19 protein-coding genes are annotated in these 21,156 nt (G+C 59.3%); 11 read left to right on the top strand and 8 right to left on the bottom strand.

What is annotated here, in order from left to right; genetic code table 11:
• Positions 1-180: 180 nt before the first annotated feature.
• From RBB47_RS23875 to RBB47_RS23855, 5 genes are all read right to left on the bottom strand, one after another.
• The gene (locus RBB47_RS23875) at positions 181-936 is read right to left on the bottom strand and encodes an SDR family oxidoreductase (RefSeq protein ID WP_305988412.1); all 756 of its coding nucleotides are present in this window, start codon (positions 934-936) and stop codon (positions 181-183) included.
• Positions 937-955: 19 nt separating this feature from the next.
• A complete protein-coding gene (locus tag RBB47_RS23870; RefSeq protein ID WP_305988411.1) occupies positions 956-1,840 on the bottom strand; it encodes a dihydropteroate synthase in 885 nt (294 codons plus the stop codon).
• A gap of 69 nt (positions 1,841-1,909) precedes the next feature.
• Positions 1,910-2,311, bottom strand: a complete 402-nt coding sequence (locus RBB47_RS23865; RefSeq protein WP_305988410.1) for a dihydroneopterin aldolase — start codon at positions 2,309-2,311, stop codon at positions 1,910-1,912.
• A 171-nt stretch (positions 2,312-2,482) separates the two neighbouring features.
• On the bottom strand, positions 2,483-3,223 hold the full coding sequence (locus tag RBB47_RS23860; protein WP_305988409.1) for an FCD domain-containing protein: 741 nt from the start codon (positions 3,221-3,223) through the stop codon (positions 2,483-2,485).
• On the bottom strand, positions 3,220-5,037 hold the full coding sequence (locus RBB47_RS23855) for a glycoside hydrolase family 2 protein (RefSeq protein WP_305988408.1): 1,818 nt from the start codon (positions 5,035-5,037) through the stop codon (positions 3,220-3,222). The genes RBB47_RS23860 and RBB47_RS23855 overlap by 4 nt, the downstream gene beginning before the upstream one ends.
• A gap of 333 nt (positions 5,038-5,370) precedes the next feature.
• Here RBB47_RS23855 and RBB47_RS23850 point away from each other — a divergent pair, with 333 nt between their 5' ends.
• The 11 genes from RBB47_RS23850 (at position 5,371) to RBB47_RS23800 (ending at position 17,910) form a co-directional block, all read left to right on the top strand.
• Positions 5,371-6,816, top strand: a complete 1,446-nt coding sequence (locus tag RBB47_RS23850) for a mannitol dehydrogenase family protein (RefSeq protein ID WP_305988407.1) — start codon at positions 5,371-5,373, stop codon at positions 6,814-6,816.
• Positions 6,817-6,829: 13 nt separating this feature from the next.
• Positions 6,830-8,236, top strand: coding sequence for a glucuronate isomerase (gene uxaC / locus RBB47_RS23845; protein ID WP_305988406.1), 1,407 nt, complete (start codon positions 6,830-6,832; stop codon positions 8,234-8,236).
• A 138-nt stretch (positions 8,237-8,374) separates the two neighbouring features.
• Positions 8,375-9,622, top strand: a complete 1,248-nt coding sequence (locus RBB47_RS23840; RefSeq protein WP_305988405.1) for an MHYT domain-containing protein — start codon at positions 8,375-8,377, stop codon at positions 9,620-9,622.
• Positions 9,623-10,061: 439 nt separating this feature from the next.
• Positions 10,062-10,928, top strand: a complete 867-nt coding sequence (locus tag RBB47_RS23835) for a xanthine dehydrogenase family protein subunit M (RefSeq protein ID WP_305988404.1) — start codon at positions 10,062-10,064, stop codon at positions 10,926-10,928.
• 22 nt (positions 10,929-10,950) lie between these two features.
• Positions 10,951-11,460 carry a (2Fe-2S)-binding protein gene (locus RBB47_RS23830; RefSeq protein WP_371932843.1) on the top strand — a complete coding sequence of 170 codons (510 nt, stop codon included), beginning with the start codon at positions 10,951-10,953 and terminating at the stop codon, positions 11,458-11,460.
• The gene (locus tag RBB47_RS23825; RefSeq protein WP_305988403.1) at positions 11,457-13,877 is read left to right on the top strand and encodes an aerobic carbon-monoxide dehydrogenase large subunit; all 2,421 of its coding nucleotides are present in this window, start codon (positions 11,457-11,459) and stop codon (positions 13,875-13,877) included. The genes RBB47_RS23830 and RBB47_RS23825 overlap by 4 nt, the downstream gene beginning before the upstream one ends.
• Positions 13,878-14,085: 208 nt before the next feature.
• A complete protein-coding gene (locus RBB47_RS23820) occupies positions 14,086-14,967 on the top strand; it encodes a MoxR family ATPase (RefSeq protein ID WP_305988402.1) in 882 nt (293 codons plus the stop codon).
• Positions 14,968-14,971: 4 nt separating this feature from the next.
• Positions 14,972-16,171, top strand: a complete 1,200-nt coding sequence (locus RBB47_RS23815) for a VWA domain-containing protein (protein ID WP_305988401.1) — start codon at positions 14,972-14,974, stop codon at positions 16,169-16,171.
• A gap of 19 nt (positions 16,172-16,190) precedes the next feature.
• Positions 16,191-17,066: an XdhC family protein gene (locus RBB47_RS23810; protein WP_371932842.1), complete on the top strand. Its 876-nt coding sequence runs from the start codon at positions 16,191-16,193 to the stop codon at positions 17,064-17,066.
• 23 nt (positions 17,067-17,089) lie between these two features.
• Complete coding sequence (locus RBB47_RS23805; RefSeq protein WP_305988400.1) at positions 17,090-17,656, top strand: carbon monoxide dehydrogenase subunit G; 567 nt, start codon at positions 17,090-17,092, stop codon at positions 17,654-17,656.
• Positions 17,657-17,715: 59 nt separating this feature from the next.
• Positions 17,716-17,910 (top strand): hypothetical protein, encoded by a 195-nt coding sequence (locus RBB47_RS23800; protein ID WP_305988399.1) that lies wholly within the window; start codon positions 17,716-17,718, stop codon positions 17,908-17,910.
• 216 nt (positions 17,911-18,126) lie between these two features.
• Here RBB47_RS23800 and RBB47_RS23795 read toward each other — a convergent pair whose 3' ends face one another.
• From RBB47_RS23795 to RBB47_RS23785, 3 genes are all read right to left on the bottom strand, one after another.
• Positions 18,127-18,777 carry a peroxiredoxin gene (locus tag RBB47_RS23795; protein WP_305988398.1) on the bottom strand — a complete coding sequence of 217 codons (651 nt, stop codon included), beginning with the start codon at positions 18,775-18,777 and terminating at the stop codon, positions 18,127-18,129.
• A 239-nt stretch (positions 18,778-19,016) separates the two neighbouring features.
• Positions 19,017-20,042, bottom strand: coding sequence for a proline racemase family protein (locus tag RBB47_RS23790; RefSeq protein WP_305988397.1), 1,026 nt, complete (start codon positions 20,040-20,042; stop codon positions 19,017-19,019).
• 9 nt (positions 20,043-20,051) lie between these two features.
• The gene (locus RBB47_RS23785; RefSeq protein WP_305988396.1) at positions 20,052-21,155 is read right to left on the bottom strand and encodes a cis-3-hydroxy-L-proline dehydratase; all 1,104 of its coding nucleotides are present in this window, start codon (positions 21,153-21,155) and stop codon (positions 20,052-20,054) included.
• Position 21,156: the final 1 nt, after the last annotated feature.

The raw sequence follows: 21,156 nt of genomic DNA, 5'->3' as shown, positions 1-21,156 counted from the left end.
CACAAAACCTTGTCGCCAGCAGCAATACCGCCGTCGATGAACCGCGTTATACGCACACAATATAAAACCGTCAACAGAAGTTTTGCTTTTTTTTTCGAAAAGTGCAGGGTGCGTCGCGCCGGTGGATATTAACCTTTTGTCAGCTAATTCAGAACCCGCAGGATTCCGTCGGATCAGGACCTAACCGATCGGCGAATTTCCGAAGCCCATCAGGCGCTGGCCCGCGTCGACAACGAAGGTATGCCCGCTGACCTGTTTCGCATCGACAAGGTAAAGAACCGCCCCAACGATATCGTCCGGCCCAAGTCCCGGGCCGAGCGGCGTCAGCTTCTGACGGCTGTCGAAGTTTTCCTGGGTCTGGTCACTTGGCAGAATGAGGCCCGGAGCAATCGCATTGACCCTTATTCTCTTCGCCCCGAGTTCGAAAGCTGCCAGCCGTGTGGCACCATCCAGGGCGAACTTACCGCAGAAATAGCTGAACCTTTCCGGCGATGCCGAGAGCATCTGGGTGTCGAGCATATTCACGATCGACCCGTTTTCCGGCAACGGGTCCTGGTTGGCGAAGGCCTGCATGAGAAAGACAGGTGCAGCCGCGTTGACATTCATCAGGAACTGCCAGCTTTCAAGCGTCAGGTCGTGAAGATTGTCAGTGTTGAAGGCGGACGCGGAGTTGACCAAGACAGAAACCGGTCCACCGAGCGCGTCTGATGTCTCGCCAATCAGGTCGCCGGCAAGTTCGGGCCGGCTGAGATCCTTCTGCAGCAGCACCGCCCTGCCGCCAGCGGCAAGGATCTCGTCGTGGAGGTCCTGAGCCCCTCCCACGGATGAATTGTAGTGAAGCCCGATTGCGTAACCCTTTTTGGCGAGGCCCTTGGCAATCGCCTTTCCGAGGCGCTTTCCCGCGCCGGTTACAAGTGCGATCTGGTCGGCTGCCATGTTCGTTCCCTCGGTCTGGTTAGACAAATTCCTGCAGGTTCAGCACCGGTTGCACCCGGGAGACTTCGTGGCTGCGCACCAGATTGGCCTTCGAGAACACCGCGATGGTCGCTGCACTGGTCTGAGCGACCCGCACTTCGTCCCGAAACAGATAGACGGCACCCGTTAACTGCACCGTCACCGGCCATCCAAGCTCGCGCAAGCGAAACGACTGCAAGATGCTGTCGGTCTGATAGCGGATCCTGTCCGGCCCATCCGGCAAATGCAATGCAAAGCCGAAGCCGGGATCAACCCAGAGCCGTTCCACACCGGCATTGGTTGCCAGGCTGATCCGTTCTTTAAAGAAGGTCAGCTGGTGATCGAAAATATCCTCGGCGGGTGGCAGGTAGTCTTCGGAGCGCGCGTTTTCGCCCGGCGTGTAGCAGAGCACAACGCCTGCCTGGTGAAGGGCAACGGCCTCATAGAAAGCCGGGTCGTCAATACGTCCGGTCACGTTGACGACGCCGGCGCCGGCTTCAAGAAGCGCAACACCCACCTCTGGATGATAGGTTTCCACAGAGACCAGGATCGACTCATCGGCCAGTGCCTTAACCACAGGGCGCATGCGATCGATCTGCCGCTCGATGGAAACGATGTCAGCCGTCTCCCCCGTGGACTCCGCCCCGATGTCGACCATGGCTGCTCCCTCGAGCGTCATTCGGCGTCCACGGTAGAGGGCGGCTTCGAGTGTGTGGCAGACCGTTTCACGATAAGTGCTGTCAGGCGACAGGTTGAGGACACCCATCTGATAGGTCTTGTCTTCAAAACGACGACCGAATTTCGGGAACTCGAACGTTTGGATCGGTGTTTCGAGGGCATCGCGGTACTTGAGCCAAAGCGGCAGAATGCGATCGGCGGAAATCATGAAGTCGGGTCTCCGGGTGGATTGGGGTCTTGGAGCACATAGGGAGGTGCGGCGGGACAGCAAGTCAACTCAGGTTCGCCTGCGAGCGATCCGGATCCCGACGCCGTCCGCATCTTCGAAGATATCCGGCTTGGTGACCTTGACCACGACCCTTGCAGCAAGTGGGTTGGAAAGAACAAACGCGGCAATCGCTTCGGCCCACTCCTCGACAAGTTCCACGTGGCCGCCGTCTTTGGCCTTTTGCTGTATGAAGAGGACAGTATCCGCATAGGACACATAGGTACCGCTTTCCGAGACGATACGACGGTAGCCCGGCACCGTTTCGATCTCCACGTCGAACCGGACGGACTGACGGCGCCCTTTCTCACTGTCGAGAACCCCGATCTCGGCCGGCAACAGCAGATTTTCAATGACGATGATGTCCGGGCCATCTTCATCTGTGCTGGCAGCGGTTTTCGTATCTTCGGACATGTATCGACTGTTCCCGTGGTTACGCTTGGTGGTACCGGCAATGGATGTAGCCGGAACCGGCGGCAGGTCAAGCGTGCTTCTTGAGATCGGACGGGAAACGCCGAGCAGTGGATTGAAACAGTCGCCGAAAAGTTTAGGGCGCTTGTTCGACACCCTTCTCATTTCCCTTGATCAGGGTGAGGCTGCGGACGGCGCATAAAGATATCCGTCAAACTCCGGATCATCGACATCGGAGAGATCAAGCAGGGTCAGCCGCACATTTTCCAGGTGCTGCCACATGGCCTGCCGGGCTTGGTCTGCGTTGCGATGGCGCAGCGCTTCGAGAATGACGGCGTGATCGTCAAGCCATTTCATCCGGTAGCTGAGATCGAAAATGCGCTCGTGCAGTCTCGCCCACATGGAACTGGTCTCTCGTTTCTTCCAGAGATCCTCAACCTGCGCCACCAGAACACTGTTCTGGGTCGCTTCGGCAATCAGAAGGTGGAACTGCCGGTCGGCAGCATAATCTGCTTCACTGTTCGCGATCGACTTGCGCTCCAACTCGAGCGTTTCGCGAAGCTGAAGAATGTCGCTCTTGGTAATTGTCGAGGCGGCAAAGCCGGCAATGCTGCTTTCCAGAAGCTGGCGTGCCTGGAGCAGCTCAAAGGGACCGAAATCCGACTTTTGAACGTTCAGCGAGATTTTTTCACCGGCCGCGACATAGCTACCGGACCCTTTACGCACATCCAGATAGCCCTCGATTTCCAGCATGATGAAGGCTTCGCGCACGAGCGAGCGGCTGATGCCAAGTTCCAGAGAAATCTGCCGCTCGGTCGGAAACCTGTCGCCGGGCCGGTAGCCTTCCCCGGCAATGCGCCTTGCAAGCAATTCCGCTATTTCCTGGTAGCGGCGTTTTGGGGTGTCACCGCTCATGACACGCTCCCAGTCGTTCCCGTCCCGGCTTCAATCTCGCGATAGAACTCCGCGAGAATGTGGAACGCCTTTTTCTTGGTTTTCTTATCGGCGGCGATCAGTCCCTTGTGGTTGTAGCCGTTCTGAAAGATATTTTGGCGCCGCTCCACCCGGAAATCGTAAAGTATCCATGGGGACATGCCTTTGACATAGGCGAGCTCCCTGAGGGCCGCGATCTGCCGGCGGTAGACTTCGGCCTGATAATCCTCGCTGAAAAGTCCCTTGTCAGGACCTTTTTCTCCGACAACACCATCTGCCCCTGTTTCGGATATCACCACCGGTCTGTCCGGATCCGAGTTGCGCCCGATGGCGGCAAGATCGTCGAAATCCGTCTCGTACCAGCCGTAATACTCGTTGAGCCCGATGACATCGATATGTTCTGAGAGCCGGTCCTCGATCCGGTTGTTGGCGTGGTTTACCAGGCAAGCTGCTGACGTGAGGCGCGTCGGATCGAGCCGCCGCGCGGTCTCCGCCAGCCTCTTCATGAAGTCCAGCCTGGCGTCCGTGTCCGGGTTTTCATTGCCGACGGACCAGATGATGACGCTGGCCCGGTTGCGGTCTCGCTTGATCAGTTCGGCCAACTGGTTTTCCGCATCCCGGTAGGTTCCCGGATTGGCAAAATCGATGGCCCAATAGACGGGTATTTCCTCCCAAAGCAGAAAACCCAGTTCATCGGCGAGCTCGGCGGCCTTTTCGTGATGCGGATAATGCGCGAGGCGCAGATAATTGCAGCCGAGTTCCTTTGCGTGCGCAAACCGCCGGCGCAGATCCGTTTCCGACGTCACTTTGCCGGAGTTTGCATCGTCTTCGTGAACAGAGATACCGCGCAAAAAGAGGGTCTCGCCGTTCAAAACAATGTCGGTGCCCCGTCGTTCGATCTGCCGGAAACCGACCCGGTCCGAGACCCTGTCTTCGTCCAGCGCCAGACTGACATCGTAAAGAACCGGATTTTCCGGGCTCCACAGTTGAGGCCGCGCCGACAAGGTCACGCTGCCTTTGCTGTCCCGGATCGGGATCTTCTCTTCAATATCCAGCTCAGGAATGGTCAAAACGGCGTCACCGCTCTGAGCGCCTGAAATTTCCACCTCGGCGCAAATCCTGGAAAATGAGCCGTCGGGCACGAGAAACAGGAAGAAATCCTTGAGCAGGGTTTTCGGTGTCTCAAAACAGCTGACCTCGCGATAAAGGCCGCCGTAGTTGAACCAGTCGGTGTTGCGCATGGGCACCCGGTCCCGTGTGCGGGTGTTGTTTACACAGGCCATGATCCAGTTTCGGCCTGGGCGCAGTTTCCCGGTGAGTTCGACACAAAACGGGGTCGATGCGCCGTAGTGATTACCGAGGAATTCGCCGTTCAGGAAAACCTTGCAGTCATAGCCCGCCGCGCCGAAACGCAAAAACTGCCTTTTGGCGTCACTGATTTCTCCGAAGTCGAGCGCGCGTGTGTACCAGGCGCTGCCTTCGAAGAAGTACCACTTTTCTTTCAGCATGGCCCAGTTAGACGGGACAGGAACGGTTTCGCCCATGAAGGGATCGTAGTCCCACGGCTCGGTTCGATTTTCGGGCAACTCCGGCACCATGGAGAACCATTTCTGACGTAGGCCAGTATCGAGAAGATCGACACAAAAAGTCCAGTCACCGTCTAGACTCTTCGACGTCCGTCCACCCATGAAAATCAGACCTTCATGGTTCAGGGACTGCGTATTGAACGGCACATCATAGTCTTCATCGTGCAGCGCCTGCAGCGCATTGTCGGCAAGTTGCGAGCGTTCGAGCATCGTTCCGGTCTCCGGTCTGAACCCAATGGCTCAAGGATCGTCGGTTTATGTAAGGGCGAAAAATTGTTCGGCCAATTCTAAAATTCAGTCAACCATTATTGGGAAATTGGTTGACCAGTTTTCGTTCCTGGCGCATTTCTAATCAAGCCGCGACCCGCTACCATCTGCGAATTCTGACGTTGCCGGCCTTTGGGAAACAAGAATGCAAGCGCACCAAGCCTGGCAACTCAGTAGGCGAATGGACCACCGGGTGAGTCTGCGGGTCAAGGACCAGCACGGGTTCACCTTGGCCATTCTTGAGGCGCATTCCTTTCAGCAGGCAGCACAGACGTTATGAGCGAACCGATCTCAACCCAATTGCACGTAACCTACGACCGATCCGGGCTGCGTCCCCGAGTGCTGCATGTCGGTTTCGGCGCATTTGCAAAAGCGCATGTCATGGTGTTTCACGACGAGCTGCTCCGCAACGAAAGCAGCGACTGGGGCGCCGTCGTGACGCGGCTCCATTCTGGCGAAGGCGAACTCACCCTGCTCGACCAGGCGGATCATCTGTTCACGGTTGGTGAAATGTCGAATGATGACCTCATGCTTCGCGAGATCGGGGCAGTCGTCAAAACGCTGCATCCGAAGCGGGATGGCTTTTCAGCGCTGCTCGCGCAGATCGCTGATCCAGATCTTTCTGTCATCACGCTGACAATTACGGAAAAGGGGTACTGCCTGTCCGGCGGCCACCTCGACATGAACAACCCGGCTGTCGTGCGGGACCTTCGCGAAGCAGACGATGCAGAAACTGCCATCGGAATCCTTGCGAAAGGCCTGCGCTTAAGGCAGGTGGCCGGCCTTGGCGGAATAACAATCCTGTCCTGCGACAATCTTCCGGCCAACGGAACGCTTTGCCGCCAGGCGGTGCTTGAATTTGCAGAACAGCTCGACCCGGACTTGAGCAGGTGGATCGAGGCGGAATGCCGCTTCCCCTGTTCCATGGTCGACCGGATCACGCCAGCCATGACGGAAGCATCGCAGCAAAAGCTTGAAGCCGCACTTGGCCATCCCGATCCGAACGGCGTCCTGTGTGAACCGTTTCGCCAATGGGTGATTGAGGACAGTTTTGCCGGCGACCGACCGGCCTGGGACCTTGCCGGCGCTCAGTTTGTCGCCGACGTCGCCCCATTTGAGGACATGAAACTGCGTCTTTTGAACGGATCACATTCCTTCCTGGCTTATCTCGGCGCGCTCGCCGGAAAGGAAACGATTTCGGACTGCATGGCCGACCCCGTCTTTCTGACCGCCGCCAAAAGACTGATGTTGGACGAACAGGCACCAACGCTCGATCTTCCGGACGGGATTGATGTTTCGCGATATTCCGACGCGCTGATCGAGCGATTTTCAAACACGGCGCTTCGCCACAAAACGACGCAGATTGCCAGTGACGGCAGCCAGAAACTGCCGCAAAGGTTACTTGCCCCGATCCGACAGCATTTGCAAAGTGGCACCGAGTGGCCGCTTGCCGCTCTGGCCGTTGCGGGCTGGATGCGGTATTGCCGCGGCCGGTCCGAAATCGGCGGCCACCTACCCATCAACGATCCGCTTTCCGGCAAGTTCGAGGCGTTCGCAACCCGATCGGACGGGGCGGATTATGTAAACAACTTGCTGTCGCTTGCGGTGGTTTTCGGTACCGACCTGCCGGCGTCTCGGGATTTTGTGAGCCGGATCCAAACCGCGTATGAAGCGCTTGGTGTGAACGGTGCCGCAAAGTCAATCGCCGCTGCCCTCCAATAGCAGGACATCTTCCATGACCGCACCCTTTCTCGGACCGGATTTCCTGCTCGACACACCCGCCAGCCGGCGTCTCTTTCACGAGATCGCCGCGCCGCTGCCGCTGATCGACTTTCACAATCACCTCGATCCTGCAGCCATCGCAGACGACCGGCACTGGAGCTCCATCGGTGAAATCTGGCTGGAAGGTGATCACTACAAGTGGCGCGCCATGCGCTGGAATGGCATTGGGGAAGACCTGGTCACCGGGCCGGCAGATTATCGCGCGAAATTCAACGCCTTCGCCGAAACCATCCCTCACTGCCTTGGAAACCCCCTTTACCACTGGACCCATCTCGAACTGCGCCGCTATTTCGGCTGGGACGGTGTTCTCGGACCGGAGACCGCAGACGAAGTCTGGGAGATGGCAAACGAAAAACTTGCTCAGCCTGGCTTCGGTGCGCGTGGTCTTTTGAAACAGATGCATGTCGACTACGTCGGCACAACAGACGACCCTTGCGACGACCTGGCTTTTCATTCCAGGGTTCAAGCTGACGCCGCGCTCCCATTCCAGGTGGCGCCCAGTTTTCGTCCGGACAAAATCCTAACGCCGGGCGGCGCGCATTTCGCAAATTACTGTGAAGAGCTCCAGACGGTTTCGGGCACTGTGATCGAGCGTTTTGAAAACCTCATTGACGCCCTGTTCAAACGTCTTGATCATTTCGTGACGCTCGGTTGCAAGGCAAGCGATCACGGCCTGAGTGACATCAGACCTTTCGTGAAGCGCGCGAGACATGAGCTTGATGCCATTCTTGTGCGCGGCCGAAACGGTGAGCCTGTCACGGCGCAGGATGAAGCAGATTTCAAGGCGGCTGTCCTGATCGAACTCGGACAGGCCTATCGGGGCCGCAACATTGTGATGCAGTTTCACATCGGCGCCTTCCGGAACCGGAGCAGCAGACTGTTCGACACTCTCGGACCGGACATGGGCGGCGATTCCATCTCGGACGAGGCAGTCGGTGGAGCCCTGAACGCTCTGCTCGATCAGATCGACCGGCGCAGCGGACTCCCGCGGACGATCCTTTATTGCCTGAACCCGGCGTTCAACGAGGTGCTGGTGACGACTGCGGGCAATTTCCAGGACGGGTCGGAGCCCGGCAAGATCCAGTCCGGCCCGGCCTGGTGGTTCAATGATCAGCTCGATGGCATGGAGCGTCACCTGGAACAGGTTGCGCAAATGGGGCTCTTGTCGCGATTTATCGGCATGTTGACCGATTCCCGGTCCTTCCTGTCCTTCCCGCGGCACGAATACTACCGGCGCCTTGTCTGCCGGATGGTGGGCCGTTGGATCGAGGACGGCAGCGTTCCCGATTCGCCGGATCTGACGGACGGACTGATCCGGCGCATTTGCCACGAAAATGCACGGGACTGGTTCCTGCAGTAACTGCAGATCATTGGCCCGGGTCTTTGCAACCGATGCACCGGAAGACATGATTGCTGCCCCTGACCCTTTACCCTATCATGGGTAATCGAGTGCCTGTTCGTGAGGCAGAAACGGGCAAAGAGGGAGGAGAGCCTCGGCATGACAGTGACGCACGAGCCCTGGCTCGTTGCGCTTTCCCTGGTTATGGCCTTTCAGGGAAGCTTTGTTGGTTTAAGTCTGGCAGTTCAGGTTCGCAATGCAGTTGACCCCCGGCGGCGTTTGCTTCTGGTCGGGGCCGCGCTGACGCTTGCCCTTGCTATCTGGTCCATGCATTTCGTTGGTATGCTCGCGGTCAGATTTCCGCTTGGTGTCGATTTCCTGGTCCTGCCGACGCTGCTTTCCTTTCTTGTTTGCGTCCTCGTTGTCGGTGTCGCCGTGTTCACGGCCAGCAATCGCCGCCTGACCTCGTTCAGGCTTGGATTGGCAGCTTTCGTGATGGGAACGGGCATCTGCACGATGCACTATCTCGGCATGTATTCCCTGCACACTTCGCTTCAGATGGCCCACAGCCCGACCTATGTTCTGGCGAGCTTCCTGATAGCTTTCAATGCAGCCGGTCTGGCGCTGTGGTTGCTGTTCGGCCTCGGCAAGCGTCCCCCCATTGTTGTTTCAGCCGCGGTCATGGCACTTGCCATCTCCGCCATGCACTACACCGCCATGTCCGGCATGACATACGAGTTGACGCAGGCAGCCGGTGACCTGTCCGCGCCGTCGCTCGGCCCCGGCACCCTGGCGATTTTCGTATCCTGCGTGGCCTTTCTCGTGTCCGGGCTGTTTCTTCTGGCCCTTGTGCCGGCCGAAAACGCCGAAACTACAAAGACTGAAGAACCAGGCCTTGCCGCGGACGTGGCACCAGAAGCCCAAGTTGTTGAAGAGCCGGTCGAGCAAAAGCCCGCTGAAGAGGCTTCAAAGCGTGCTGCCGCCGGTCTCCAGGCTGCAGCAGCCACGCCGCGAAAATCGACGACAGGTTCAAGGCGGACCCTGCCGATTGAGCGCGATGGTCAAAAAGCGCAGATCAGCGTTTCGGACATCGCAGCCGTCCATGCCGATGCCCATTACACCAAGCTCTATGACGGGCAGCGGGAGTATTTCTGTCCGCTCTCGATCAGCGAAGCTGAGCAGCAGCTCGATCCGAAGGTCTTCAAGCGGGTTCACCGCAGTCACATCGTCAATCTCTCCTGTGTTTCCAGTTTCAAACGCTCAGGCGACGGTGGCTTGCTGGTTCTCGAAGGCGACGACGGCCAGACCGTTCCGGTCAGCCGGTCCAGATGGGGCCGTATTCGCGACCGGCTGACGGCACTTGGCGAAGGCCCGGACCAGCCAAACCAGCCGGCCGCCGCGCAATAGTTTCTGTACATTGATTGATCGCCTGCACGGTTGTGCAATGCAATATTTCGATTGCACGCCCGTCATTCGTGCAAGTTGCACGAACGGCGCCCTTTGCAGCCGCAAGACCCGGCCAAAAGCTGCTCTCCGGTCTAAATTCATATTTTTCAATAACTTATTGGTCGTATCGTTACGAGTTGCGAGCCACATTCCACGAAATGCGTCAGTTTTCCTGTCGCATTTCGTGGCTTCAAACTCCGCAACCGATGTATTCCGGCAGGTATTCGGTGCATGGCTCCTTGAGTGTGCAGTGCACCGCTCCGCACCCTTGGGGACATATGACATTCCGCCGCCTCACGACGGCGATGCACGGTTCAGCCGGTCGAACGACTCATTGAGAGAAAGCGACGTCCGGCTTTCGGTCCGAAGTATTTCGGGCCGTCAGAGGGAGGAGAAAGACGTGATCCCTGGTGAATTCACCTATCACCGGCCATCATCCGTGGCCGAAGCCGTTGCCATTCTGGTAAGCCACGGCGATGAAGCCCGGCCGCTGTCCGGTGGCCACAGCCTGATCCCCATGATGAAACTGCGCATGGCGGCGCCGGAACATCTGGTAGACCTTGGCGGTATCGCCGATCTCAAGGGCATCAGCGAAGACGGCGGCACGATAACCATCCGTGCAATGACAACCCAGCACGAGCTTATCGGGTCGGATCTTCTGGCAGAAAAATTGCCGATCATCAAAGAGACATCGCTGCTGATCGCAGATCCTCAGATCCGCTACGTTGGCACTCTCGGCGGCAATGTCGCCAACGGTGATCCGGGCAATGATATGCCGGCGCTCATGCAATGCCTGAACGCGTCCTACGTTCTGACCGGTCCGGACGGAGACCGCGAAGTGGCGGCGCGGGACTTCTATGAAGCGGCTTATTTCACCGCGCTCGCACCTGAAGAAATCCTGACCGCCGTCAAGATTCCGACACCTCCGGCAGGTCACGGCTACGCCTACGAGAAGCTCAAGCGCAAGGTTGGCGACTACGCCACCGCAGCAGCTGCCGTTCTGCTGACCATGAACGGCGGGAGCGTCGCGAGCGCTTCGGTCGCCCTGACAAACGTTGCGGACACGCCACTTTACGCTGCCGACGCGAGCAACATCCTGACCGGCTCAACACTGGACGACGCCACAGTGGCAAGTGCTGTTGCAGCTGCTGAAGCCATCACCGACCCGGCTTCCGACGGTCGCGGCCCTGCAGAATACCGGACCAAGATGGCAGGTATCATGATGCAGCGCGCGCTCGCCCGCGCCGCAGACCGTGCACGTTCATAACACCGGACCGAGGGAAACACTCATGAGCGATATCGAACAAATCCCGGTCACGGTGACCGTTAACGGCAAGAAGGTGCAGCGCTTCGTCGAACCGCGCACGCTTCTGATTCACTTCCTGCGAGAAGAACTGAACCTGACCGGCCCGCATATCGGCTGCGAGACGTCTCATTGTGGCGCTTGCACCGTCGAGATGAACGGCATGTCGGTGAAATCTTGCACAATGTTTGCCGCCCAGGCCAACGGTGCTGAGCTCACCACAATTGAGGGCATGGCGAATCCGGACGGCACGCTGTCGGCCCTTCAGGAAGGTTTCCGCCAGATGCACGGCCTTCAGTGCGGTTTCTGCACTCCGGGCATGATCACCCGGGCACACACGCTGTTGAAGGAAAATCCCAACCCGACCGAAGAAGAAATCCGGATGGGAATTGCCGGGAACCTTTGCCGCTGCACCGGATACCAGAACATCGTCAAGGCCATCCAGTATGCCGCCGAAAAACTCAATCAGCCTGAAACCCAGGAGGCTGCAGAATGAATGACATGACCCCGACACGGGAACAGCGCGAAGCCGCCCTGGAAGGCATGGGCTGCAAGCGCAAGCGCGTTGAAGATGTCCGGTTCACGCAGGGCAAGGGCCAGTATGTCGACGACCTGAAGCTGCCCGGCATGGTGTTCGGCGATTTCGTGCGGTCACCCTATCCGCACGCCAAGATCACCAAGATCGACGCCACCGAGGCGCTGAAAATCCCGGGCGTGATCGCGGTGCTCACCGCCGAGGATCTGAAAGGCGTCAATCTGGCCTGGATGCCAACGCTCGCGGGCGACGTCCAGATGGTGCTCGCGGACGGCAAGGTCCTTTACCAGAACCAGGAAGTCGCCTTCGTCGTTGCCGAAGACCGTTACATCGCAGACGACGCCATCCAGTTGGTTGACGTCGAATATGAAGAACTCCCGGTGCTGGTTGATCCCTTCAAGTCGATGGATCCGGACGCTCCGGTTCTTCGTCCGGACCTTGACGGCAAGACCGAAGGTGCGCATGGCCCGCGCAAGCACCACAATCACATCTTCAACTGGGAAGTCGGCGACAAGGACGAAACTGCGAAAGCCTTCGCAGAGGCGGACGTGACCATCAACGAGATGATCTCTTACCACCGGACGCACCCGTCGCCGCTGGAAACCTGCCAGTGCGTCGCGTCGATGGACAAGGTGAAGGGAGAACTGACCGTTTGGGGGACCTTCCAGGCACCCCATGTCATCCGCACCGTTGCCTCGCTCCTGTCCACCATCCCGGAGCACAAGATCCACGTGATCGCGCCGGATATCGGTGGCGGCTTCGGCAACAAGGTCGGCGCCTACCCCGGTTACATCTGTTCGATTGTCGCCTCCATTGTCACCGGCGTGCCGGTGAAATGGGTCGAGGACCGGATGGAGAACCTTTCGACCACGTCCTTTGCCCGCGACTACCACATGACCACGGAAATAGCCGCCAGGAACGACGGCACCGTGACTGGCCTGAAAGTGCATGTCCTTGCCGATCATGGCGGGTTCGATGCCTGCGCTGACCCGTCGAAATGGCCGGCCGGCTTCTTCAACATCGTCACGGGATCTTATGACTTCCCGGCGGCGCATCTCTCGGTCGATGGCGTCTACACCAACAAGGCACCGGGCGGCGTCGCCTACCGTTGTTCCTTCCGGGTGACCGAAGCGGCGTATTGCATCGAACGTGCGATGGACATTCTTGCGCAGAAGCTGGAGATGGACCCGGCGGACCTTCGCATCAAGAACTTCGTCAAGGCTGACCAGTTCCCGTACCAGTCCGCTCTCGGCTGGGAGTATGACAGCGGCGACTATCACACAGCGATGCAGAAGGCGATGGACACGATTGGATATCGTGAACTGCGCGCCGAACAGAAGGCCAAGCAGGAAGCCTTCAAGCGTGGCGAGACCCGCGAGATCATGGGGATCGGCGTCTCCTTCTTCACCGAAATCGTCGGCGCAGGCCCGTCCAAGAACTGCGACATCCTGGGTGTTGCCATGTTCGACAGTGCCGAGATCCGCGTTCATCCGACCGGGTCCGTTATCTCGCGCATGGGCACCAAGTCCCAGGGGCAGGGCCACGAGACCACCTGGGCGCAGATCATCGCGACGGAGATCGGCATTCCGGCTGACGACATCATGGTCGAGGAAGGCAATACCGATACGGCGCCTTACGGTCTGGGGACCTATGGCTCGCGTTCAACGCCGGTCGCAGGCGCTGCCATTGCACTTGCGGCTCGCAAGATCCGCAACAAGGCGCAAATGATCGCGGCACATATGCTGGAAGTTTCCGAATACGACCTAGAGTGGGACGTCGACGGTTTCCAGGTGAAAGGCAATCCGGAAGCGCGCAAGTCGATGAAGGAAATTGCCTGGGCCGCCTACCACGCTCCGCCGCCAAACATGGAGCCGGGTCTGGAAGCGGTCAGCTATTATGACCCGCCCAACATGACCTATCCGTTCGGCGCCTATTTCTGCGTGATGGATATCGACGTCGATACGGGTGTCGCAACAACCCGACGCTTTTATGCGCTGGACGATTGCGGCACACGCATCAACCCGATGATCATCGAGGGCCAGGTCCATGGCGGCCTTACCGAAGCCTTCGCGATCGCTATGGGTCAGGAGATCCGCTACGACGAGACGGGCAACGTGCTCGGCGCGTCCTTCATGGATTTCTTCATCCCGACCGCCGTGGAAACCCCGCATTGGGAGACCGACCACACGGTGACCCCGAGCCCGCATCACCCGATCGGCGCAAAAGGTGTCGGCGAGAGCCCGAATGTGGGCGGCGTTCCGGCGTTCTCGAACGCTGTCAACGACGCGTTCCAGTTCCTCGGCAACACCCATATCCAGATGCCTCATGACGCCTGGCGCATCTGGCAGGCCGCCAAGGATCTCGGCGCGCACGGCTGAACGATCAGGTAATCGCGGAAAGGCCGGCCTCCGGTCAGTCAATCCGCGATGACCTCTCTTCGGTCCTTCCACGGCTCGACCATGGAATTCATGTCGCTTCGTTGCCGGCTTCACATTCACGAACCTGGATGACAGGCATCGGCATGGATTGCCGGATCAGGTCCGGCAATGACGACGAGATCGAGAACAGGTGAACAAGACGAACCCGATGAGCAAAACCAGGGAACAATTGGCGGAAGCGCTTTCAGAGACAGGCTACGTGGCAGACCACGGCCTCGCGACCGCGCTGACGCTGACGGAGATGCTGAACCGTCCGCTTCTCCTGGAGGGCGAGGCGGGCGTGGGCAAGACCGAGGTCGCCAAGGCGCTGGCAAAGCTGGAGGAAACGGATCTCATTCGTCTTCAGTGTTATGAGGGTCTCGACCGCTCCGACGCGATCTATGAGTGGAATTATCAGCGCCAGCTGCTTGCGATCAAGGCTCGTGAAGGCTCCGGCGAAGATGCCGAACGGGTCGAGGAGGCAGTGTTTTCAGAGAAATACCTTCTCGAACGCCCCTTGTTGGCGGCGATCCGGCAGGAGAAACCGCCCGTACTGCTGATCGACGAAGTCGACCGGGCTGACGAAGAATTCGAGGCGTTTCTGTTGGAGATCCTGTCGGACTACCAGGTATCCATCCCCGAGCTCGGAACGGTTCATGCCGCAAGCATTCCGCGCGTCGTGCTGACATCGAACGGCACAAGGGAACTGTCCGATGCGCTCCGCCGCCGCTGTCTTTATCACTACGTGGATTATCCGTCGCCGGACCGGGAAGCCCGTATCTTGCTGGCGCGCGTTGATGGACTTGATGCTGCCCTTGCCTTGCAGATCGCGGAGCTGATGGGCAAGCTCCGCAAGGAAGACCTGACGAAAGTTCCCGGTGTTGCCGAGACAATCGACTGGGCAGCGGCTCTCCTGGGTCTCGGCGCAAAAGACCTGCACGAGAACCGGGAACTGGTGTTCGACACGCTCGCCTGCGTGTTGAAGACTCGCGAGGATCAGGCACGTGTAACCCAGGAAGTCACCGACCGGCTTTTGGGAAAGGTGGCCTGAGGTGATGGCTGCCGTTCAAATGGACTCAAGCGATGAGATCGGCGCCGCACTCAGGCTTCGGCTTGCGGGCTTCGTGCGTTCGCTCCGGGACAGCGGTTTCAAGGTCGGGCTGGCCGAGACAAGAGACGCGCTCGCTCTTTTGCAGTCCCCGTTCATGCGCAAACCGCACAGTCTCAAGGGCGCATTCAGGTCCCTCTTTTGCGGCCGCTTGTCGGACTGGAAGAAGTTTGACGAACTCTTCGATGCCTATTGGTCCGGAAAAGGTGTGAAGTCGGGCGTGAAGGTCTCTGGCACCAGTTCTAAAAAGAGCATGAAGACCATCCGTGAACTCATGGATGCGCAAGGCACCCGGCAGGAGACGATTGCCGGGGATGTCGAACGTCAGCCGGGCGAAGAGGACGAGGACACGGACGACAGTCCGTCCGGTCGCCGGGAAGGTGCCAGCATTGCGGACAATCTCGGCCAGATCGATTTCCGTAACTTGCATGATCCCGAAGCGATCGCGAAAGCCCATGAACTGGCCGAGAGGCTGGCCCGGTCGATGCGCGTGCGCCTCACGCGCCGTGACAAGCAAAAACGCAAGGGTCCGCGCCTCGATCTGCGGCGGACGATCCGACATTCGATTGCTCATGGCGGCACGCCGATCGAACTGATCCGCAAAGGTCCGCGCCACCGGCAGCTGAGATTGGTGATCCTGCTCGATGCCTCGGGCTCGATGAACAACTACACCGCGGTCTTCACCCGGTTCGTGCATGGCATGCTGGACAATTTCCGAGAGGCCGAAGCCTTCCTGTTTCACACGCGGCTGGTCCACGTGTCATCTGCACTTTCAGAACGCGACGCAGCGCGTGCGCTCGACCGGATGGGCCTGATGGCGCAGGGGATCGGCGGCGGCACGAAGATCGGCGAGGCGCTTGCCGAATTCAATCGCTGGCACGCGGCCCGCGTCATCCATTCGCGCACCTGCGTCCTGATCCTGTCCGACGGCTACGACACCGGCGCGCCGGATGCCCTGGGTGAAGAGATGGCCCGGCTTCGCCGACGCTGCAAGCGGATCGTCTGGCTCAATCCGCTGATCGGCTGGCAAGGCTATGAGCCGACCGCCGGCGGCATGCAGGCGGCGCTGCCGCATGTCGACCTGTTCGCTCCGGCGCACAATCTCGACAGCCTCGCCGCACTCGAACCTTACCTGGCCAAGCTGTGATGCCATGGGAGACGAACCGATGAAGCACTCTTCCCGACCGACCGCGCAAACCGGCGCCGCGCCCGAGCTGACAAGCGACCTGCAACCGCTCATGAACCGGCTACAGACCGAAAGCGAGCCTTTTGCGCTTGCAACGGTCGTCCGGACGATTTCCGTGACCGCGGCGAAAGCGGGCGCGAAGGCGGTTATCGCGAAGGACGGTTCGATTGTCGGCGGATGGATCGGCGGCGGATGCGCCCGCGCCGCAGTGATCAAGGCAGCAAAGGCTGCGCTTGATGATGGCGAGACCCGGTTGATCTCAATTCAGCCGGAAGATCTTCTGGCTGACCTCGGCGTTGAAGCGGGAGAAGAGCGCGAGGGAGTCCAGTTCGCGAGGAACATGTGTCCGAGCAAGGGCACCATGGACATTTTCGTCGAGCCAGTTCTGCCCCGGCCAAACCTGGTCATCTGCGGTGCCAGCCCGGTCGCCATCGCCTTGTCCAAGCAAGCACCAACCATCGGGTTCGACGTGACGGTCAGCGCACCCGCCGAGGAGCTCACCGCTTTCCCCGGCACACCCAAACGGATCGATGGCTACGATCTTGATCCGTTGGGCAACGCTGAAACCTACATTCTTGTGTCGACACAGGGTCGCGGCGATCTCGCGGCTCTCGAAGGCGCCCTGGCTGTTTCGGCCCGGCACATCGGGTTCGTCGGCAGCCGGCGCAAGATTGCCGCGCTGAAAGACAAGTTGCGCGAAAAGGGCGTGAAAGAAGAGGCGCTGGAGCGCATCGAAGGCCCGGCCGGTCTCGATCTCGGAGCCATCACTCCAGAGGAAATCGCGCTGTCCATTCTCGCTGAATTACTGGTGATCCGCCGCAAGGACCAGCGCCAGACCAACGTTGAATTTATCTGACATCTCTATTGGAGACACGCGACATGCAAATGAACGACAGCCAGCGCATTGAAGCCCCCCGGCAAAAGGTCTGGGAAGCACTGAATGATGCGGACGTGCTCAAGGCTTCGATTCCGGGCTGCGAAGAGCTGATCAAACACTCGGACACCGAGCTGGAAGCAAAGGTGAAGCTCAAGGTTGGCCCGGTAAAAGCGACATTCGGCGGCAAGGTCACCCTGAACGATCTCGATCCGCCGAACGGCTATACGATCGAGGGCGAGGGTTCCGGCGGTGTCGCCGGTTTTGCGCGGGGCGGTGCGAAGGTTCGCCTTGAAGAGGACGGACCCGACGCGACCATCCTGCACTATGACGTCGACGCAAAGGTTGGCGGCAAGCTTGCCCAACTCGGCGCGCGGCTGATCGACTCGACTGCCAAGCGCCTGGCCGGTGAATTCTTTACCGCCTTTGCCGAGCAGGTGGCACCAACGGCGCCAGCGGAAGCTGCTGCCGAAACGGCAGAGGCTGACGCGCCCGACCAGAAGAAGGGCTGGCTCGGCGGCCTTTTCGGGGGCAAGAAGACGGAAGCGTCGACCGAAGAGCCGGTGACTTGATTATCAGCGCGTCCGGGTTGACACTTATCCCGACGCGTCGCTCTCGAGGGGAGGAACTCATGGAAAAGACGCAAGACGCCGGACCAGCCGTTTCAACGATTGAAGAGATCCGTCAGGATCCCTCGCTGATGCTCGCGCTGGCAACTGGCACGGTCCTGACTGCATTTCTGTTGACCGTGCATGCCTGTTGCATCGGCCTGGCGACGCCCGACCATCTGGCGGCGCTTCTGCAAATCTGCTCGCCGAGAGGCTAAGACGGCGAAATCAGTGTTACCCCGGCTGCGCAAAGCAAGAGCCGGGGCCCACTCGTTTGCAGAGAAGCTGCCTGACCAGCAGTTGTCCATCGGATAGAATCGCTAGGCTGCTGCTAGCGGTTCTTTGAGTAGGCCCCGGATCAGCGCTTCGCTTGTCCGGGGTGACAGCACAAACCATCCTCCGGGACCTACTTTAAGATCGATCCGCGCAGTGCGCTATGCAGGCGCCTTGATCTTGCGCAGATACGGCAGCACAGCATCAAACTCACCGAACTTCGCTCTGGCGTCGTCATCATTGACGGACGGCGGGATGATCACGTCTTCACCCACGTTCCAGTTGGCAGGTGTGGCAACACCCTTTGCAGATGTCTGCAGGGCATCAAGCGCGCGGACGACTTCCCCAAAGTTGCGGCCAACCGTCATCGGATAGGTCATGGACAGCTTTAGTTGCTTGTCCGGACCGATGATGAAGACGGAGCGGACCGTGGCGCTGTCAGCCGGTGTGCGGCCATCAGGCAGGTAAGCTTCGGCGGGTAGCATGTCGAACAGCTTGGAAACCTTCAGGCCGTCATCGGCGATGATCGGGAAACCGGGCGTCGCGCCGGAGACCTTTTCGATGTCGAGCTTCCATTTCTTGTGGTCTTCCGCGCTGTCGACTGAAACGCCGATAACCTTGGTCCCGCGCTTTTCCCATTCGTCCTTCAGCTGACCGACAACACCGAACTCGGTTGTGCAAACCGGTGTGAAGTCTTTCGGATGGCTGAACAGAATGGCCCAGCTGTCGCCGATCCATTCGTGAAAGCTGATCGGTCCCTGGTCGGTCTCAGCCGTAAAATCGGGAACCGTGTCATTGATGCGAAGAGACATTTGAAAAGTCCTTTCAGGTATCTGCGGGAAGGGCATTCAGTGCCCGACCGAATGCAGTGCATTAGGTAATTGATCCGCTTCGGCGGGGCAATGGGTCTGCCCTTCAAACGTCGCCTTGCAGATGGGCGGGATGGGGCGACAGGCTCCGGCCCTCCCAACCAGGGCACTATACCAAGTTACCGTCGCCCGGCGTCAAAAATCGGCAAATTTGCCGCACAAAGGCGCGCCTCCGGCAGACCTCACGCCCCCCATGTGTCGCTCAACTTGTATCCACCGGGCCATGGATCGGCTGGATCCAGCATGTGCTGGTGAATGCCGGTGATCCAACCGCGCCCACTGATCTGAGGGATGATGCCCGGCCTGGAACCTACAGAAGCTTCGCCCAGGATTTTGCCGGTGAAGGTGGAACCAATAATTGATTTTGCCTCAAACTCCTGTCCAACGGAGATCTGGCCGCGAGCCGCCATCAGGGCCATGCGGGCCGAGACTGCCGTCCCCGTGGGCGACCGGTCGACCTTGCCCGGCTGAATTGCGACCGCCGAACGGCCTGTCAGTCCTTTGTCAGTCGCGGTCAACGGGCCGCAAAACGCGCAGAACGATATATGATCCCAGTCCGGATTTTCGGGGTGGCTGAACCCGAGCTGCGCGTTCGCCGCGTTGGTGATGCGGACACCGAGCCTGGCTATGTCGGCCGCCTCGCTTTCCTCAATGGAAAATCCAAGCGCGGCGGCGTCGACGACAACAAAACTGTCTCCGCCGTAGGCGGTATCGACCGTCAGTGTGCCAAAGCCCTCGACTTCAAGAGACGCGTCCAGCTTGTCTGCGAAACTTGCAACATTCTGGACGTAGATCCGTTCTGCCTTCCCTTCCCTGCAGTCCGCCCTCACGTGTACCAACCCGCCAGGTGCTTCCAGAAGAAGTTCAGTCACAGGTTCCGTCATCGGCACGATGCCGCCGTCCAGGAGAACCGTCGACACGCAGATGGAATTGGAACCGGACATGGGCGGGGTATCTTCCGGTTCCATGATGATGAAGGCGGCATCGGCGTCCGGATTCTTTGGCGGAACCAGAAGATTGACATGCCTGAAAACCCCTCCTCGCGGCTCATTGAGGACAAAGTTGCGCAGCGTCTGGTCTTCAGCAATGTGGCTGCGCTGGTCCCAGATCGTCTCTCCCGGCGGAGGCGCGACGCCGCCCACGATGACATCTCCGACCTCGCCCTCGGCGTGGCAGGAGATCACATGAATGGTTTTGCTGCTGCGCATGGTTGAACCTCAAGAATAGATGGCGACAGGCTCGCCGAGAGCTTCGAATATCGGAGTGATGCCAAGGCCCGGCCGGTCCGCTGCCGTCATGCGGCCATTGACACGCTTCGGGGCTCCTTCCGCGATATCAACGGTTCCGTAGCTGTTGAAATCGGTTGCGGAGAAGGTGAATTCGGCCGGAGTTGAACGGGCAAGGTGTGCGATCGCGGCGGTGGTGATGTCACCGCCCCAGGTGTCCTCGATTGTCATCGGCAGGCCATGCAGCACGCACAGATCGCGCATCAGCTTGGCCTTGGTCAGACCGCCAACCTTTGAGATCTTCAGGTTGATGCAGTCCATGGCATCTTCCGAAATGCCGCGCACAAGCATGTTCGGACCATCGATGACCTCGTCCAGAATGAAGGGCAGCCCCGTCCTGCGGCGGATCGAAACGCTCTCCTCATAGGTCAGGCAAGGTTGCTCGATATAGACGTCGAGCGAGGACACCGCACCGACGACCCGGGCAGCTTCGTGCCGGGTCCAGCCGGTATTGGCGTCGGCAACCAGAAGATCTGAAGGTTTCAGGACCGTGCGGGTTGCATGGATGCGCTCTATATCGTCATTGGCGTCGCCCCCGACCTTCAGCTGGAACTTGGTGTAACCCTCGGCTGCATACCCCTCGATCTTCTTCGCCATGACATCCGGCGCTTCCTGGCTGATCGCCCGGTATAGAACCACATCGTCCTGCGCCGCGCCGCCCAACAGCGTATAGACCGGCAGATCCGTCGCCTTGCCGAGAAGATCCCAACAGGCAATGTCGATGGGCGCCTTGGCATAGGGATGTCCGCGCAGAGCGGTGTCCATGACGCGGTTGACCTCACCGATATTGAGCGGGTCTTGACCGATAAGTTGAGGCGCCAACTCCTCAAGACCTGCCCGGACGCCACGTGCAAAGCTCGGCAGATAGGCCGATCCGAGCGGGCAGCACTCCGCATAGCCCTTCAGACCCTCGTCGGTGACAATCTCGACGACGGTGCTGTCGAAGACCTCGATGAAGTTGCCGTTGGACCAGCTGTAGCGGCCTTCTTTCAGCGGCAGTCCGACCTGAAACACATTGATGGCCGTAATTCTCATG

The organism is Roseibium sp. MMSF_3544, from assembly GCF_030732845.1.
Lineage (GTDB): Bacteria > Pseudomonadota > Alphaproteobacteria > Rhizobiales > Stappiaceae > Roseibium.
Note: the sequence above shows the minus strand (reverse complement) of the source record. Positions and strands in the feature narration are given on the sequence as shown.